Genomic DNA, 15,526 nt, shown 5'->3' on the forward strand with positions numbered 1-15,526 from the left:
AAAGTAAAGCGGGGCGCTGTCGATGTGTAGCGGGGCTAATGCTCGCGCTATTGACTCTGCTTCCTGCGCTTTCGCAGGCCCAGTCTGAGGCGTTTAGTATCAGCGATATCCGCGTCGAAGGATTGCAGCGTATTTCCCCGGGAAGCGTTTTTGCTGCTCTACCCGTCGGTGTGGGTGACGTGGCAGATACCTACGCGATCAGAGCGTCGGCTAAAAATTTATTTGCGACCGGAAATTTCGACGATATTTCGATCGGTCGAGACGGATCGGTGTTGGTTGTCACGGTTGCCGAACGGCCGAGCATCAGCGAGATCACGATCGACGGTAACAAGGCCATTGAGACCGAAGCCTTGCTAGATGGGCTAAAGGGTGCAGGCCTTTCTGTAGGGAATGTGTTTCAGCGTTCAACGCTCGAGGGAATGCAGCTCGAATTGCAGCGGCAGTATGTACTTCAGGGACGCTACGATGCTCGTATTGAGGCCGAGGTTATCCCGGAGCCTAGGAACCGCGTTTCGATTGCCATTGATGTCAATGAAGGGACGGTCGCCTCGATAAAGCACATCAATGTCGTTGGCAATACCATCTACACGGACGAAGAACTCCGCGACATTTTTGAGTTGAAGACAACTGGCTGGCTGTCTTTTTTCACCAGTGATGACAAATATTCCAAAGAAAAATTAACCTCCGACTTTGAAGCACTGAGTTCATACTACCTTGATCGGGGTTATCTCGAATTCAATATCGATTCGACACAGATCGCCATTTCCCCGGGTATGGAGGCGGTTTACATCACGGCAAATGTCACCGAGGGCGAAAAATTTACAGTGAGTGAAGTTGGGCTTTCCGGGGACCTGGTTCTGCCCGAGGAAGACCTCAAGCGCTTTTTGCTGGTGCAGCCTGGCCAAGTTTATTCTCAAACCCTGATTACCACGACTGAGGAGTACTTAACCCGTCGCCTCGGTAACGAGGGGTACAATTTCGCTACGGTTACGGGCATTCCTGAGGTTGAGGAAGACAGCCAGGTTAAAATCAAGTTTTTCGTGGACCCTGGAAAGCGGACCTACGTCAGAAGAATTGATTTTAGCGGTAACCTAGACACTTCCGATGACGTACTCCGTCGAGAAATGCGGCAGATGGAGTCAGCCCCAGCATCGGCCTCTGCCATTGAGCAAGGGCGAATTCGGTTGCAGCGATTGGGATTTTTCAAAACCGTCGAGGCTGATACTGAGGAAGTCGCAGGCTCCGATGACTTAATCGACGTGGAATACACGGTAACCGAGCAATCATTTGGTTCCATCGGCGGTAGTATCGGATACGCGCAAGATGCCGGGTTGATCCTGGGTCTTAACTTACAGCAGAACAACTTTTTGGGTACTGGCCGCAGAGTGGGCGTCAACCTTAACTCCTCGCGCTACCAAGACGTCGTAAGCCTAAACTACACGAATCCTTATTTCACTGAAGACGGGGTTAGTCGAGGCTTTAGTGTCTTCTACAGGAAGACGGACCTTTCAGAAATTAACGTGGCGAGCTACACCACCGATACCGTCGGCGCCAACATGAACTTTGGGTATCCCATTAGTGAAACTCAGCGTTTGGGTTTTTCGTTTGGTGTGACAGATACCAAAATCACCGCAGGGCAATATGCCGTTCAAGAGATAAAATCCAGCCCGCGCCTAGAGCCTGGCGTTGAAAATTGGTACGAGAGCACGTTGCAAGCCGATGGCACCTACGCGGCTGCTGAGGTATTGCGGCCCATTGCAGAACTACCCATTACCGCGTTGACAATCCCGGATCAACTGGGCTTTTTGGACTTAAACGGCGATGAATATTTGAACTTCAGCGTCACGGGCTCTTGGCTGCAGTCAACGCTTAATCGCGGGCAACTAGCGACCCGCGGTGTTTCACAGTCAGTCGCTCTTGAAGTTGCCGTGCCACTTTCTGATTTGGAGTTCTATAAGCTCACTTATCGGGGAGAAATCTACCTACCGATATATCAGGAGTTTGTGCTGCATTTGCGCGGTGAATTGGGCTACGGTGGCGGGTATGGAGATACCAGTGAATTGCCTTTCTATGAACATTTCTTCGCAGGTGGCTTCGGCTCTGTTAGAGGTTTCGAGGCCAATACGCTGGGCCCGCGCAGTACACCACCACTGATATACAACTCAAACAGCCCGATCACGCAAATTGACGAAAACGGCAATCCTACGCAGGTAGGTGGACCAACAGGGCGTGGCTTTGGCTACGTCGTCGATCCTCGAACGGGCAAACTCGTTGTACAGCCTATTTCGACAAGACCAGATCCTTTCGGCGGTAACGTGCTTGCCGAAGGCAGTGCTGAATTGCTCTTCCCGATGCCATTTATTAAGGATCGAAGTTCACTGCGTTCAGCATTCTTCTTGGATGTGGGCAACGTATTCAATACCAACTGTCGCGGCAATCAGGTTAACTGTTTTGATGTCGACGCCGGTGAGCTGCGTTATTCTGTCGGCGTTGGTGTGACTTGGCTGTCAGGGTTTGGTCCATTGACGTTCAGCTTAGCGAAACCGCTCAACGCCAGCGAGATCGATGAGCGCGAAGTGTTCCAGTTTACGCTGGGTAGAAGTTTCTAATTTTAAAAACTCTGTTAAGGGAGGTTGTTGTGAAACCATTCAATAAATTCTTGGTGTCTGCGACACTGTTGGTACTACCCACGCTGGCGATGGCGCAGGGTAAAATCGCGGTCGTCAATCTCGAGGAGGCGATACTTCAAACTGACTTGGCGCAGCAGCGATTAGCTGAGTTCGAAAATAATGAAGGTTTCACCGGTGATAAAAATGAATTTGAAAGCTTGCGGGAAGAGCTCGATAAGCTCGTGCAAGAATTTCAACGTGACCAAGCCGCGATGAGCGAAGACCAGATGGTCGCTGCCAGACAGAAGATCTCCAGTAAAAATTCGGACCTTGAGTATGTTGCGAAGAAGCTGCAGACCCTACAGCAGCAAAATGCGCAACGTGTTTTTCAGGAGCTTGCCCCCAAGGCCCGGGAAGTCCTCAGAGACATTATCACTACAGAGCAAATTGGCTTGTTACTGCAGCAGCAAACAGTGATCCATGCCGATCTCGGTTACAGCATCACTGCTAAGGTTACCGACAAGCTAAACCAGTTGCCCGCTGAAGAGTGAAGTCAACTTCCTTTGCTGAAGCTGGGTGACATTGCTAAGCGACTGAATCTTGAGCTCCTTGGGGAGCCCGATATTGAGCTCGATGGTATTGCGCCGCTCGCAACGGCTGGCGCGTCTCAGCTTAGCTTTGTTGTTAAGGAAGTACACTTATCCCATGCCAGCACGACGCAGGCGGGTGCACTTATCTTGCGCCCAGAATGGTCGGAGAGCTGGTCGGGGGCGACACTACTCAGCGACAATCCTTACTTGAGCTTTGCTCGTGCTACGCAACTCTTTGATGATCGCCCCGTTCCTACTGCCGGGGTCCATGGGAGTGCCGTTGTTCACGACACGGCCGTCTTGGGTAGCGGTGTCAGTGTGGGTGCGAATGCAGTTCTGGAAGAAGGTGTCGTTATCGGCGATGGCGCGATGATAGGTGCCGGTGTCTACATAGGGCATCACGCTCAAATCGGCAGTTACACACGTCTGTATCCCAATACCGTTTTGTATCACAGTGTCGTGATTGGTGATCACTGTATTGTTCACAGCAATGCGACGATAGGCGCTGATGGCTTTGGCTTTGCACCCTCTGAAGATGATGGCTGGGTGAAAATATTGCAAATGGGCGGTGTCCGAATTGGTCACCGTGTCGAGATTGGTGCTGGTTGTACGATCGATCGAGGTGCCCTTGAGGACACGGTCATTGAAGATAACGCTATTTTGGATAATCAGGTGCACCTGGCACACAACGTGCAGGTTGGACAGCGCACGGCGTTTGCTGCTTGCAGTGGTGTTGGTGGCAGTACCGTTATCGGTCAAGACTGCACCTTCGCGGGGATGGTTGGTATCAGTGATCACATCACTATTGCTGACAATGTTCACGTTAATGGGCAGGGGAGAGTCAGTAAGTCTCTTGAAGAGCCTGGCTTGTATGCGTCAGGCACACCGATACAGCCCTATCGAGACTGGAGTAAGAACGCGGTTCGATTCGAGCAGCTCGCCACGCTTGCCCGTCGCGTAAAGGCCTTGGAAAAACAGTCTTTTGAAATTACTGAGGGTGAGGAGAAAGGGTCATGATTATGGATATCGCTGCTATTCGAGAGCACCTCCCGCACCGCTATCCATTTTTACTGGTCGATAGAGTCATGGCTTTAGAGCTTGGCGAGTCAATCCACGCCTACAAAAACCTCAGTATCAACGAGCCTTATTTTGATGGCCACTTCCCCGAAAACCCCGTATTCCCCGGTGTCTTGTTGGTTGAAGCGATGGCGCAAGCGGCGGGCATACTGGGCTTCAAAACCATGGGTAAAACACCAAAGGATGGATCCGTCTATTATCTAGTAGGCGTAGACAAACTCCGTTTTAAACGCCCCTGCGTTCCCGGAGATTGTGTCAACCTATACGCAAACATTGTCAGTGAGCGACGCGGTATTTGGAAATTTGACGTGCGCTCTGAAGTCGAAGGTGCCATCTGCGCCTCGGCTACTATCCTCTGCGCAGACCGTTAGGCTGTGATCCATCCCACTGCCATTATTGATGCCAAAGCCGAAATTTCCGACTCGGTAACGGTTGGCCCTTATGTGGTGATTGGCCCTGACGTAAAGATAGGGCCTGACACCATCATAGAACCCCATGTGGTTATTCGCGGGCCCACAACGATTGGCGCCAGAAATCATATATACCAATTTAGTACCGTAGGGGAGGCCACGCCCGATCTGAAATACCATGATGAGCCGACTGAATTGCTGATTGGCGATGACAACATCATTCGCGAGAATGTCACCATTCATCGAGGTACTGTGCAGGATCGTGGCGTGACCCAATTAGGTGATCACAATCTGATCATGGCATACGTTCACGTGGGTCACGACAGTGTGGTCGGTAACAACACGATTCTTGTAAACAACACTGCGCTGGCGGGTCATGTCGTAGTGGGGGATTGGGCTATCCTCAGTGGTTATACGCTGGTGCATCAGTTCTGCAAAATCGGTGCCCACAGTTTCAGCGGTATGGGCACTGCCATAGGAAAAGATGTGCCCGCCTTTGTGACCGTAGCGGGCAGTCCTGCTGAGGCTAAGACGATTAACTCAGAAGGTTTGCGCAGGCGAGGTTTTAGTAGTCATACCGTAGCGGAGTTGCGGCGAGCTTATAAAATTATTTATCGGCAGGGCCTGACCCTCGACAACGCGGTACAGCGCTTGGAGGGAATGGTCAAAGAAACTCCCGAATTACAGATGCTTGTCGACAGCCTGATCAATTCAGAGCGTGGCATCGTCCGCTGATTGGGGGCGAGCACGTCATGCGTCTCGGGATTCTGGCAGGTGAGGCTTCAGGAGACATCCTGGGGGCGTCGGTGGCAAAAGAGCTGCGGCGGCGTCACTCACACGTGCAGCTCCGCGGTATTGGCGGTGACGGATTAGCCGAACAGGGCTTAGTTTCATCACACCCAATGGATCGTCTCTCGGTCTTTGGCATCGTCGATCCGCTCAAGCGTCTTCCTGAATTGCTAAAAGTCAGACGTCAGGCCTTCGAGCAGCAAGTAATCTGGCGTCCAGACTGTTTTCTTGGGATAGACAGTCCTGATTTTAATCTCACTCTGGAAAGGCAGTTGCGCGCTCAAGGCCTGACAACGGCGCACCTGGTGAGTCCTTCTGTCTGGGCATGGCGGCCGGGGCGAGTTCGGAAAATTGCAGCAGCGGTTGATCTAATGCTTTGCTTGTTACCGTTTGAAACTCGGTTTTATGAGGCCGCAGGGGTGCCGGCGATTTGTGTCGGTCATCCACTGATTGAGGAACTCGCTGAATTGCCCAGTCGGGCGGTGCAGCGGGCAAAATTTGGATTGCAAAACGATGCCAAAGTGCTGGCGGTACTGCCCGGTAGTCGCGCCGGGGAGGTGGCTTCGCTGATGGCTATCTACGGCCAGACCATGGCGGCCTTGGCTGCTCAGCACCCAAATCTCCATTTTCTCATTCCAGCGGCCAATGATGATCGCAGACGTCAAATTGAGGCGGTTACACAGGCGCTTGAGCTTTCGGTGACGGTTATTTCAGGCCAAGGTCGAGAAGCGATGCTGGCCAGCGATGCTGTGTTGCTGGCTTCCGGTACAGCGACCCTTGAAGCCATGTTGCTTCGTCGACCTATGGTGGTGGCATACCGCATGCCCTGGCTGTCTTGGCAAATTTTGTCACGCATGGCGATCACCCCATTTGTCGGGCTGCCCAACGTCCTCGCAGGTCGGGAGGTGGTGCCAGAGCTACTTCAGGATGCCGCGACCCCCGGGGAATTGGTGCGTCAGGTGGAAACTGTCTTGGAGCGTGGGATGGAACAACAGATTCCCGTATTTGATGAGTTGGCTGCGCAGATTGGTGGTGGCTTTGCTGATCGCAGTGCGAATGCCCTTGATAGTCTGGTGAATTCGAAGCGTGGCTGAGATATTGAGAGCTCCGGAGTCTGAAACTTCCTACCAGTGGATTGCCGGCGTCGATGAGGTAGGCCGAGGGCCTTTGGCCGGTGATGTCGTGGCAGCGGCCGTCATCTTTAGCGGTCAAGCTCCAGAAGGGGTCACAGATTCAAAAAAATTGTCGGCAAAGCGTCGTGAGCAGCTTGCGGCTGCTATTAAATCTAGCGCCCTTACTTGGTGTGTTGCCCGAGCATCCGTGGCAGAAATCGACTCGCTTAATATTTTGCAGGCGTCGTTATTGGCCATGCACAGAGCAGTCGATGGTCTGTCATTGGTGCCCGATTTAGTTTTGGTCGATGGCAATCGATTGCCTCACTGGTCATACAACGCCAAGCCAATCATCGGCGGTGATGCTCTAGAGGTTAGTATTGGTGCGGCTTCAATTTTGGCAAAGGTACAAAGAGATGCTGAAATGATGGCGTTAGACGATCAGTATCCCGGCTATGGATTTGCCCGTCACAAGGGTTACCCCACCCGCGAGCATATGGCCGCTCTGGCAAGCTTGGGCGTGACGCCGTGGCATAGAAAGAGCTTTGCGCCCGTAAAACGCTTGCTTACCTAGCCCACTGTCCTATAGCTTTTGCCTATGAAGCAATTTGTACACTTACGTCTGCACACCGAGTTCTCTCTGGTCGATGGTTTGGTCAGGATACCCAAGCTTATGGCTGAAGTGGCGGCTCAGGGTATGCCCGCGGTTGCCGTGACCGATGCCACTAATTTTTACGGTTTAATTAAAGCCTACAAGGCTGCTCAGCAGGCCGGATTGAAATTAATTGTGGGTGTCGATTTATGGGTTGAGGACATTGAGGATCGCGACCGCCCCAAGCCCATAACGCTGTTCGCGATGAATGAGCAGGGCTATCAGAACCTGACGCTGCTGATTTCAAAAGCCTGGCGTGAGGGGCAGTATCACGGTTCCCCCCGGATAGACCGGGACTGGCTTGACGCACATGCAGAGGGTGTTTTGGCGTTGTCTGGGGGTTGTCAGGGAGAGTTTGGCCAGCTACTTATCAACGGCCATGAGGAAGAAGCTCGAGCCTCGCTACAGCGGTGGATGACGACATTTCCCGGTCGATTTTACATCGAGGTACATCGCACCGGTCGCTTGGGTGAGGAGGATTACTTGCATGCGGCTGTTGAACTCGCGGCAGAACTAGGGTGTCCGGTTGTTGCGACCAACGATGTGCGATTTTTAACCTCGGATGAATTTGAGGCCCACGAGGCCAGGGTGTGCATCGGCTATGGCCGCACCCTTGATGACCCTCGTAGACCTCGGCAATATTCTGAGCAGCAATACTTACGCTCTCCTGAAGAGATGTTTGAGTTGTTCAGTGACCTACCTGAAGCCCTCACCAACACCGTTGAAATCGCCAAGCGTTGTTCCGTTACTATTCCCCTGGGTGAGCCCAGTCTTCCGGATTTTCCTGTCCCTGACGGCACTACCATCGAAGACTTCCTGAGCCAGCTGTCCCATGAGGGCTTGAATCGGCGCCTCGAGCAGCTGCAGCTCACTGATCCTGCAACGGTTGCAGAGTACCGAGAGCGGCTAGATTTTGAGTTGGGCGTCATTAATGAAATGGGCTTTCCCGGCTACTTTTTGGTGGTCATGGACTTTATTCGTTGGGGTAAACAGCAGGGCATTCCGGTGGGCCCCGGTCGCGGCTCGGGAGCAGGTTCTCTCGTGGCGTATGTCTTGGAAATTACGGATCTTGATCCTCTGGCTTACGATTTGCTGTTTGAGAGATTTCTCAATCCTCAGCGTGTATCAATGCCCGACTTCGACGTTGATTTCTGTATGGATCGTCGCGATGAGGTCATTGAGTACGTGGCAGATACCTACGGCAGGGAAGCGGTCTCTCAAATCATAACCTTCGGTACGATGGCTGCAAAAGCGGTGGTTCGCGATGTGGCGAGGGTGCAGGATAAGCCCTACGGGCTCGCCGATAAAATGTCTAAACTCATTCCTTTTGAGGTGGGCATTACCCTAGAAAAAGCGCTCGAACAGGAAGATGCTTTAGTTCAGTTGCTCAAAGACGATGGTTCGGCCCAAGAGATTTGGGATATGGCGGTCCAGCTGGAGGGGGTAACCCGAAACGTTGGAAAGCATGCGGGTGGTGTGGTGATCGCGCCCTCTCGATTGACCGATTTTTCACCGCTGTATTGTGATGAAGAGGGTGGGGGCCTTGTTACCCAGTATGACAAGAACGATGTTGAGGAGGCTGGGCTTGTAAAGTTCGACTTCCTGGGTCTTCGTACGCTCACAATTATCGATTGGGCTGTCGCCATGATCAACAAAGCCCGCGCCCATGAGCCGGCTGGAAAGCTCGATATCAGTGAAATTCCCCTTGATGACCCCAAGGTATTTACTCTGCTTAAGTCCGCTGAAACTACGGCGGTTTTTCAGCTTGAATCTAGGGGGATGAAAGATCTAATTAAGCGCCTTCAGCCCGACTCCTTCGAGGACATTATTGCCCTGGTAGCCCTATTTAGACCGGGTCCACTGCAGTCTGGCATGGTGGATAACTTCATTAACCGGAAGCACGGCCGTGAGGCCCTGGCGTATCCGGATGCGTCCTATCAGCACAACTCTTTGCAGCCTATTTTAGAACCTACTTACGGCATTATTTTGTATCAGGAACAAGTGATGCAGATTGCTCAAGAGCTGGCTGGCTACACCCTAGGTGGTGCTGATCTTCTACGGCGTGCCATGGGTAAGAAAAAGCCAGAGGAAATGGCCAAGCAGCGTTCAGTTTTCGAGGAAGGGGCCAGTGCCAAAGGCATCGATCCTAACTTGGCCATGAAAATCTTTGACTTGGTGGAAAAGTTCGCCGGTTACGGTTTTAACAAATCACACTCAGCAGCATATGCGTTGGTGTCTTATCAAACTGCTTGGTTAAAAACACACTTTCCCGCGGAGTTCATGGCTGCGGTTATGAGCTCAGAACTTGATAACACCGACAAACTCTTGACCTTGCGAGATGAGTGTAAATCGATGGGCGTTGCCTTACGCTTGCCTGCGGTTAACGAGGGGGCATACCTATTTACGGTCAACCCAGATAATGAAATTGTTTATGGGTTGGGGGCAATTAAGGGCTTGGGTGAGGGCCCTGTTGAAAACCTGCTGGCAGCGCGGAGTTCAGGCGGCGCCTTTACCGATCTATTTGACCTCTGCTCACGGACAGACCCTCGCAAAGTTAATCGACGCGCCCTTGAAGCTTTAATAAAAAGTGGTGCTCTTGACGGCTTTGGCGTTGAGCGATGGACTCAGCTGGCAGCGCTAGATGATGCGCTGCGTGCGGCAGAGCAAACCGTGGCAAACAATGAGGCGGGGATGACCGATCTCTTTGGGGACGTAGCGCCCACCGCCGATGGTGACCCCTATGCTGAACATCGCGGGGTACGCCCTTGGACGCTGAAAGAGATTCTCAACGGTGAGAAGGAGAGTGTGGGTAGTTTTCTCAGCGGGCATCCGATTCAAGAGTACGAGGCTGAGGTTCGCAAATTTGCGCCACGCCGTCTGCGGGATCTGCAACCGGACAACAACATTACTGTCGCAGGCTTAATTGTTGATATCAGGACCATAAAGACCCAAAGAGGTGTGATGGCGGTCCTAAAATTGGACGACAATACAGGACAAATCGAGTCAACGGTGTATGCAGAGGCGTACACTGAGCATAGAGAACTTTTGGTTAAGGACCGTATTGTGTTGCTAAGTGGTCGAGTTCAAAGTGACGAATATTCGGGTGGGTTGTCCATGCGAGCTCGAGAAATTCGTTCGTTAGAGCAGGCAAGACTCTCGCGAGTCAGGGAGATACGCTTAGAGGTTTTCGATGGTGGGCTTGACCGAAAGTTGAGGCAGTTGATTAAAGAGGCGTTGCTGACTTCAAGTGAAGGTGACTGTCCGGTTACGGTTGATTATTTTCAACCTAAGGGATCAGCTCGCGTAGCACTGGGAGATCAGTGGCGAGTGAATCCTAGCGACGACTTATTAGAAAGACTCAGGGGAACCGTTGGAGGAGAACATGTGGAAATTGTCTACGAGCGGTAAAGGTTTTTTAGTGGCTGTTGTATCTGCTTTATTGGTTGGCTGCGAATTCGCACCCGACTGCACCGTCAAGGAAGGGGGTGATGAGGCGTTTACGGCGGGCTGCTTGGTGATACACAACAAAGAGGTGCTATTGGTGGAAGCGTTGGGAACGTGGGGTCCACCGGGTGGCACCGTGAGATCTGGCGAGTCAGCACAGTGCGGTGCAGAACGGGAAACTTGGGAGGAGACCAACGTTGCCGTGTCCGCCCAGGACACTGCGGCCGTCTTTCAAAATGGCTTTCATTTGTATTGGTGTTCGCCTGTGGGCAAGCCAACGCCTGAGGTTCGCGCGCCCTTAGAGGTCAGCAATGTCGACTTCTTCTCCACCGAGGAGTTCGCGAATTTAAAGTGGCGTTATCCTGACCAGGCAAAAGATTTTAGTCGTATGGTAAATAAAAGGCTGAGGCGCTGAGGACATGTCTAACGATGCTATTGAAGCAGCGGTGTTTCGCCGCTTGCTTGCCCATTTGGATGGGCGAAAAGACGTTCAAAACATAGAGCTCATGACTCTCGCGGGTTTTTGCCGCAACTGCCTCTCTAAGTGGTACGTGGCTGCAGCTGAAGAGCAGGGGGAGTCGGTTGCGCTCGATCACGCTCGTGAGCTGGTTTATGGCATGCCCTATGGTGATTGGAAAGCACAATACCAGACGGAGGCGACCGCCGAGCAGATGGCCGCTTTTGACGCTGCCAACGCCTCAAAGTAGCTGTGCGATAACTTCATTTACTGTCAAAACGTCAGCATATTTGGCGTTTAAATCATACAAATTGGCATCGTGCGCATTGTGGTTTCTATCGCCTACGGCCTCTCTGGGAACCACAATGCGATAGCCGTTTTGTAGACCGTCTACGGCGGTAGCGCGAACACAGCCACTGGTGGTAAGGCCGGTCACAACTAGGGAGTCGACACCCACTTCTGCAAGTTTCGCACTTAGTGTCGTGCCGTGAAAAGCACTGGCGTGTGTTTTTTCAATGACAATATCAGAATCAGCCATTGGCAGGCGGTCATCGAACTTGACCCAGTCCGACTCCGGCGTCAGTAACTCAAGAGCGGGTAGGCGGTCACGAAATACGCGCGCCTGCTGCTCATTTCTATAAATAACAGTGGTCAGAAATACGGGCAGGCCGCGTTCGTGGAACGCTTTCATCAGTGTGATATTGGCGGCAACGACGCTATCGGCCTCGGTACCAAGAGGACAAGCGGGATCGGTAAAACCGTTGACAACGTCTACAATGAGCAGGGCAGGTTGCTGACCCAGCCCCAGCGGTTTTCGTTGCAATGCTTTTACTGGCTTCAAGACTATTCCCCTTTAAAGCGCCGGATACTTTAGAGCAACAATAATCCTATTGCTCGGTTACAGTACCTCGCCGTCGATAAACTTTCACGAGTAATCTGGCAAAAATGCGCTGCTATGGATTCTCAGGCAGCGCTAATGGGGTCCACTGTGTGGTGCTGGCCGTACAACGGCTGTTATTCTTAACGTCAGCAACGCTTTTTGGCCGTTGGATATTTTTCCCTACGCTCAAAGGGTTACCGGATGCTGTTTTACCTAGACAACAGAGAGGTCGTCATGACTAACCAAATTTTGATTAAAGAAGTGGCGCCTCGAGATGGTTTACAAGCCCAGCCGCAGCAATTAACTCTCGAGCAGCGGCAACGCCTGATTGAAAGCCTTGCCGTGACCGGCGTTCCTGAACTTGAGATTGGCAGTTTTGTCTCTCCAAAAGCCGTACCTCAAATGGCGGGAACTGATGTCTTGGCGGCGCAGCTACCCACTGCTGATTTGGCTTACTCCGTGCTAGTGCCCAATATGAAAGGCTATGAACTGGCGTTGGCCGCGGGTATGCGGACTTACGCTATCGCCATATCCGCAACGGAGCAAATGAATCAAAACAACATTAAAAAGAGTCTTGAAGAGACGTTTTTAATGGCCGAGGACATTCTCCAGCGCGCCCAGAGCGATGGAGTCGATATTCATGTTTATCTCGCGGTTTCCTTTGTCTGCCCCTACGAAGGCCCTGTTGCCCAGAAAACTGTTTTGGCACAGGTAGACCGCTTGATGCGCGGTAATCCGGCTCGCCTGATGATCGCCGATACGATTGGCGCAGCGAACCCAAAAGAGGTACACGACCTTATGTCGACGCTGGTGTCTCGCTATGGTCATCAAGATCTTGGCTGTCACTTTCACGATACTCGGGCTCTTGCTATTGCCAATGTTTACGCAGCAATTGAAGCCGGGGTTCGTCAGTTTGATAGTTCAGCGGGTGGGTTAGGTGGCTGTCCATTTGCGCCTGGGGCTAAGGGCAATGTAGCGACTGAAGATGTGGTGCTGCTGTGTGAATCTATGGGCTATAAAACTGGGATTCAGATGCCGAAATTGCTTGAGTCGGTGGCTTTGCTTAGTGAGTTGTTCGGTGCTCCGCAGGGGGGGCGCAGTCATTATTGGCTCAGTCGTCAATCGGCCTAATTGTTGGTAATGGATGTCTCGCAGGCCATTGAAGGTCGCCAAAGCATTCGAGCTTTCGATGCCGATCGAGACGTCGCTAGTACGCTGATTACCTCGATTCTTGGTACTGCCAGTCGGGCTCCTTCGGGCTCTAATATTCAGCCTTGGCATGTGTATGTGGTGACGGGTGCCGCTAAAAATCGAATTACCGAAGCATGTACCGCGCGTTACCTCTCGGGGGACGAGGGGAAGTCGGAGTATCACTATTATCCCCAAGCCTGGCGACAACCTTATATCGGCCGACGGCGACAAACCGGTTTTGGATTGTACGGCCTGTTGGGAATCGACAAGGCCGATACCGCCGCGGTGCAAGATTATCGTGTGACCAACTATCAGTTCTTTGGGGCCCCGGTGGGCCTGTTCTTTACGATTGACCGTGATATGGAACTGGGCAGCTGGCTCGATTACGGCATGTTCATTCAGAGCGTCATGTTAAGCGCTCGGGGTGCAGGGCTTGAAACCTGTGCTCAGGCTGCTTTTTGTCCTTATTACGATTCAGTGATGCCACTATTGGGTGCGCCAGATGAACAGATGCTAGTTTGTGGAATGTCCTTGGGCTACCCCCTGAGTGAGGCGATCATTAACGGTTACCGTACCGAGCGTATCGCTGTCGAGGCATTCACGACCTTTGTCACTGACTAGGTTAAGACGCTCTGGCGACCATCTGTTTGGCAATGATCATGCGCTGTATCTCGTTGGTGCCTTCACCGATGCACAGCAGCGGTGCGTCTCGGTAGAAACGCTCGATCTCATACTCTGGAGAGTAGCTGTAGCCGCCAAAGACTCGCATGGCATCCAAACTGTTTTGCACGGCTGATTCCGAGGCGAAAAATTTAGCTTGGCCCGCCTCAAGGTCGCAGCGTTCCCCCTGGTCAAATTTATTGGCCGCTTGCTTAACCAGTAATTCCGCTGCGGCAGCACGGGTAGACATCTCTGCAAGCTTCAGTTGAATAGCCTGATGTTCTGCAATTGGCTTTCCGAATGTCTTGCGATCCATCGCATAGCGCAGTGCCATTTCGGTCGCGCCTTTAGCCATGCCTGCTCCTCTGGCAGCGATGTTAATTCGACCGAGTTCCAGTCCCCCGGCAACCTGCTGGAAACCACGACCTTCTTCGCCACCGATGAGGTTATCCGCTGAGACGTGGAAATCGTCGAAAATTAATTCCGCACTGTCGATGGCTCGATAGCCCAGTTTCTTGAGCTTCTTGCCCACCGAGAAGCCCTCACCTTTTTCACAAAGAAACAAAGACATACCGCGGTGTCTAGGTTCAATCTCAGGGTCGGTTTTGGTCAATACCGCGAGGCAGTTACCGTTGATGCCATTAGAGATCCAGGTTTTGGTGCCATTTAAAACGTAATGGTCACCTTGGCGCTTAGCCTGGAGTCGAATGCCCTGGAGGTCAGAGCCAGCATCAGGCTCTGTCAGGCCAATGCCGCCCCTTAACTCACCTGTGGCAAAACGTGGTAAGTAGTATTCTTTTTGCGCTTCGGTGCCGCCGCGCTCAACGCAATTGGCCATGATGAGGTGCGAGTTAAAAATGCCGGATGGTGCCATCCAGACTTCACAAATTCGCGAGACGATTTTGGCGTAGGTACTGGCGCTCAACCCCAGCCCACCGTACTGCTCAGAGATGGTGGCGCCAAACAGCCCAAGCCCTTTCATCTGCTCTACGAGTTCGCTGGGGTATTCGTCGGCTTGATCAAACTCTCTAGCGATAGGCCGCAGCTCCCGTTCTACCCATTTGTCGATCGTTGCGAGAATTTGCTGTTCAGTGTCGTGTTCTGTGTTCATGCTAACTCCAAAGGTGAACAATATTTTAGGCAGTAGGCTCGGGGTTTTTAGGAACCAGCATCTGTCGTTCAAAGACACACACTTCAACGTCGTGTTGATTAATGCCTCGAGTGAGTACCGTGACGATCCCTGCGTTGGGCCGTGACTTGGACTCGCGCTTGCCCAGAACCTCTGTGTTGGCATAAAGCGTATCGCCGGGAAAGACTGGTTTAGTAAGTTTGATGTCTTTCCAACCGAGATTAGCTATGGCTTTGGCGCTGACATCTGAAACACTCATGCCGACCACAACGGCCACCGTCAGCGGGCTGGCGATCAACGGTTTCTTAAATTCTGTGGCAGCGGCGTATTCCTCGTCAAAGTGCAAAGGATGTGTGTTCATAGTGAGTAACGTAAACCAGGCATTGTCTTGCTGGGAAAGGGTCCGTCCTGGCAAGTGATGATAGACATCGCCAACCGTAAAATCGTCGAAGTACCGTCCCGGCATAGCTGCATAACGTTCCATTACTGATTGGTCACTCACCTTGGCAGACTCCTTCTGGCCTGT

General features: G+C 52.3%; 15 protein-coding genes. 12 read left to right on the forward strand and 3 right to left on the reverse strand.

The features are described from left to right. The first annotated feature begins 38 nt into the window (after window positions 1-38). Genes bamA through ACMAY6_RS04495 form a run of 10 tightly spaced genes read left to right on the forward strand, consistent with a single transcriptional unit; the run spans window position 39 to window position 11,390 of the window. Window positions 39-2,609, forward strand: coding sequence for an outer membrane protein assembly factor BamA (bamA, locus tag ACMAY6_RS04450; protein ID WP_435214802.1), 2,571 nt, complete (start codon window positions 39-41; stop codon window positions 2,607-2,609). A gap of 29 nt (window positions 2,610-2,638) precedes the next feature. Beyond that, window positions 2,639-3,160, forward strand: coding sequence for an OmpH family outer membrane protein (locus ACMAY6_RS04455; RefSeq protein WP_435214803.1), 522 nt, complete (start codon window positions 2,639-2,641; stop codon window positions 3,158-3,160). A 12-nt stretch (window positions 3,161-3,172) separates the two neighbouring features. After that, window positions 3,173-4,216 carry a UDP-3-O-(3-hydroxymyristoyl)glucosamine N-acyltransferase gene (gene lpxD, locus ACMAY6_RS04460; protein WP_435214804.1) on the forward strand — a complete coding sequence of 348 codons (1,044 nt, stop codon included), beginning with the start codon at window positions 3,173-3,175 and terminating at the stop codon, window positions 4,214-4,216. Further along, complete coding sequence (fabZ, locus tag ACMAY6_RS04465; RefSeq protein WP_435215946.1) at window positions 4,216-4,647, forward strand: 3-hydroxyacyl-ACP dehydratase FabZ; 432 nt, start codon at window positions 4,216-4,218, stop codon at window positions 4,645-4,647. The genes lpxD and fabZ overlap by 1 nt, the downstream gene beginning before the upstream one ends. Window positions 4,648-4,650: 3 nt before the next feature. Beyond that, the gene (gene lpxA, locus ACMAY6_RS04470; RefSeq protein ID WP_435214805.1) at window positions 4,651-5,421 is read left to right on the forward strand and encodes an acyl-ACP--UDP-N-acetylglucosamine O-acyltransferase; all 771 of its coding nucleotides are present in this window, start codon (window positions 4,651-4,653) and stop codon (window positions 5,419-5,421) included. A gap of 17 nt (window positions 5,422-5,438) precedes the next feature. After that, window positions 5,439-6,569, forward strand: a complete 1,131-nt coding sequence (gene lpxB, locus ACMAY6_RS04475; RefSeq protein ID WP_435214807.1) for a lipid-A-disaccharide synthase — start codon at window positions 5,439-5,441, stop codon at window positions 6,567-6,569. Continuing rightward, window positions 6,562-7,161, forward strand: coding sequence for a ribonuclease HII (rnhB, locus tag ACMAY6_RS04480; RefSeq protein WP_435214808.1), 600 nt, complete (start codon window positions 6,562-6,564; stop codon window positions 7,159-7,161). The genes lpxB and rnhB overlap by 8 nt, the downstream gene beginning before the upstream one ends. Before the next feature lie 24 nt (window positions 7,162-7,185). Beyond that, window positions 7,186-10,647: a DNA polymerase III subunit alpha gene (gene dnaE, locus ACMAY6_RS04485; protein ID WP_435214810.1), complete on the forward strand. Its 3,462-nt coding sequence runs from the start codon at window positions 7,186-7,188 to the stop codon at window positions 10,645-10,647. Beyond that, window positions 10,622-11,098 carry an NUDIX domain-containing protein gene (locus ACMAY6_RS04490; RefSeq protein ID WP_435214812.1) on the forward strand — a complete coding sequence of 159 codons (477 nt, stop codon included), beginning with the start codon at window positions 10,622-10,624 and terminating at the stop codon, window positions 11,096-11,098. The genes dnaE and ACMAY6_RS04490 overlap by 26 nt, the downstream gene beginning before the upstream one ends. A gap of 4 nt (window positions 11,099-11,102) precedes the next feature. Then, window positions 11,103-11,390, forward strand: a complete 288-nt coding sequence (locus tag ACMAY6_RS04495; protein WP_435214813.1) for a DUF1244 domain-containing protein — start codon at window positions 11,103-11,105, stop codon at window positions 11,388-11,390. Here the strand turns inward: ACMAY6_RS04495 and ACMAY6_RS04500 are convergent. After that, window positions 11,382-11,981 (reverse strand): isochorismatase family protein, encoded by a 600-nt coding sequence (locus ACMAY6_RS04500; RefSeq protein WP_435214815.1) that lies wholly within the window; start codon window positions 11,979-11,981, stop codon window positions 11,382-11,384. The two genes, ACMAY6_RS04495 and ACMAY6_RS04500, sit on opposite strands and share 9 nt — an antisense overlap. 273 nt (window positions 11,982-12,254) lie before the next feature. Here ACMAY6_RS04500 and ACMAY6_RS04505 point away from each other — a divergent pair, with 273 nt between their 5' ends. Both ACMAY6_RS04505 and ACMAY6_RS04510 read left to right on the forward strand, forming a co-directional pair. Continuing rightward, window positions 12,255-13,151, forward strand: a complete 897-nt coding sequence (locus ACMAY6_RS04505) for a hydroxymethylglutaryl-CoA lyase (protein WP_435214817.1) — start codon at window positions 12,255-12,257, stop codon at window positions 13,149-13,151. A gap of 9 nt (window positions 13,152-13,160) precedes the next feature. Continuing rightward, a complete protein-coding gene (locus ACMAY6_RS04510) occupies window positions 13,161-13,832 on the forward strand; it encodes a nitroreductase (RefSeq protein WP_435214819.1) in 672 nt (223 codons plus the stop codon). Window position 13,833: 1 nt separating this feature from the next. Here ACMAY6_RS04510 and ACMAY6_RS04515 read toward each other — a convergent pair whose 3' ends face one another. Beyond that, the gene (locus tag ACMAY6_RS04515; RefSeq protein ID WP_435214820.1) at window positions 13,834-14,982 is read right to left on the reverse strand and encodes an acyl-CoA dehydrogenase family protein; all 1,149 of its coding nucleotides are present in this window, start codon (window positions 14,980-14,982) and stop codon (window positions 13,834-13,836) included. A gap of 25 nt (window positions 14,983-15,007) precedes the next feature. Further along, window positions 15,008-15,502: a MaoC family dehydratase gene (locus ACMAY6_RS04520; protein ID WP_435214821.1), complete on the reverse strand. Its 495-nt coding sequence runs from the start codon at window positions 15,500-15,502 to the stop codon at window positions 15,008-15,010. Window positions 15,503-15,526: the final 24 nt, after the last annotated feature.

Source organism: Luminiphilus sp. nBUS_16 (assembly GCF_051201645.1).
Lineage (GTDB): Bacteria > Pseudomonadota > Gammaproteobacteria > Pseudomonadales > Halieaceae > Luminiphilus.

What these genes read in the sequence shown, in the direction of transcription:
- bamA (WP_435214802.1), top strand. Translation starts at nt 39, where the DNA reads ATGCTCGCGCTATTGACTCTGCTTCCTGCGCTTTCGCAGGCCCAGTCT.
- lpxB (WP_435214807.1), top strand. Translation starts at nt 5,439, where the DNA reads ATGCGTCTCGGGATTCTGGCAGGTGAGGCTTCAGGAGACATCCTGGGG.
- dnaE (WP_435214810.1), top strand. Translation starts at nt 7,186, where the DNA reads ATGAAGCAATTTGTACACTTACGTCTGCACACCGAGTTCTCTCTGGTC.
- ACMAY6_RS04490 (WP_435214812.1), top strand. Translation starts at nt 10,622, where the DNA reads ATGTGGAAATTGTCTACGAGCGGTAAAGGTTTTTTAGTGGCTGTTGTA.
- ACMAY6_RS04495 (WP_435214813.1), top strand. Translation starts at nt 11,103, where the DNA reads ATGTCTAACGATGCTATTGAAGCAGCGGTGTTTCGCCGCTTGCTTGCC.
- ACMAY6_RS04505 (WP_435214817.1), top strand. Translation starts at nt 12,255, where the DNA reads ATGACTAACCAAATTTTGATTAAAGAAGTGGCGCCTCGAGATGGTTTA.
- ACMAY6_RS04510 (WP_435214819.1), top strand. Translation starts at nt 13,161, where the DNA reads ATGGATGTCTCGCAGGCCATTGAAGGTCGCCAAAGCATTCGAGCTTTC.
- ACMAY6_RS04515 (WP_435214820.1), bottom strand. Translation starts at nt 14,982, where the DNA reads ATGAACACAGAACACGACACTGAACAGCAAATTCTCGCAACGATCGAC.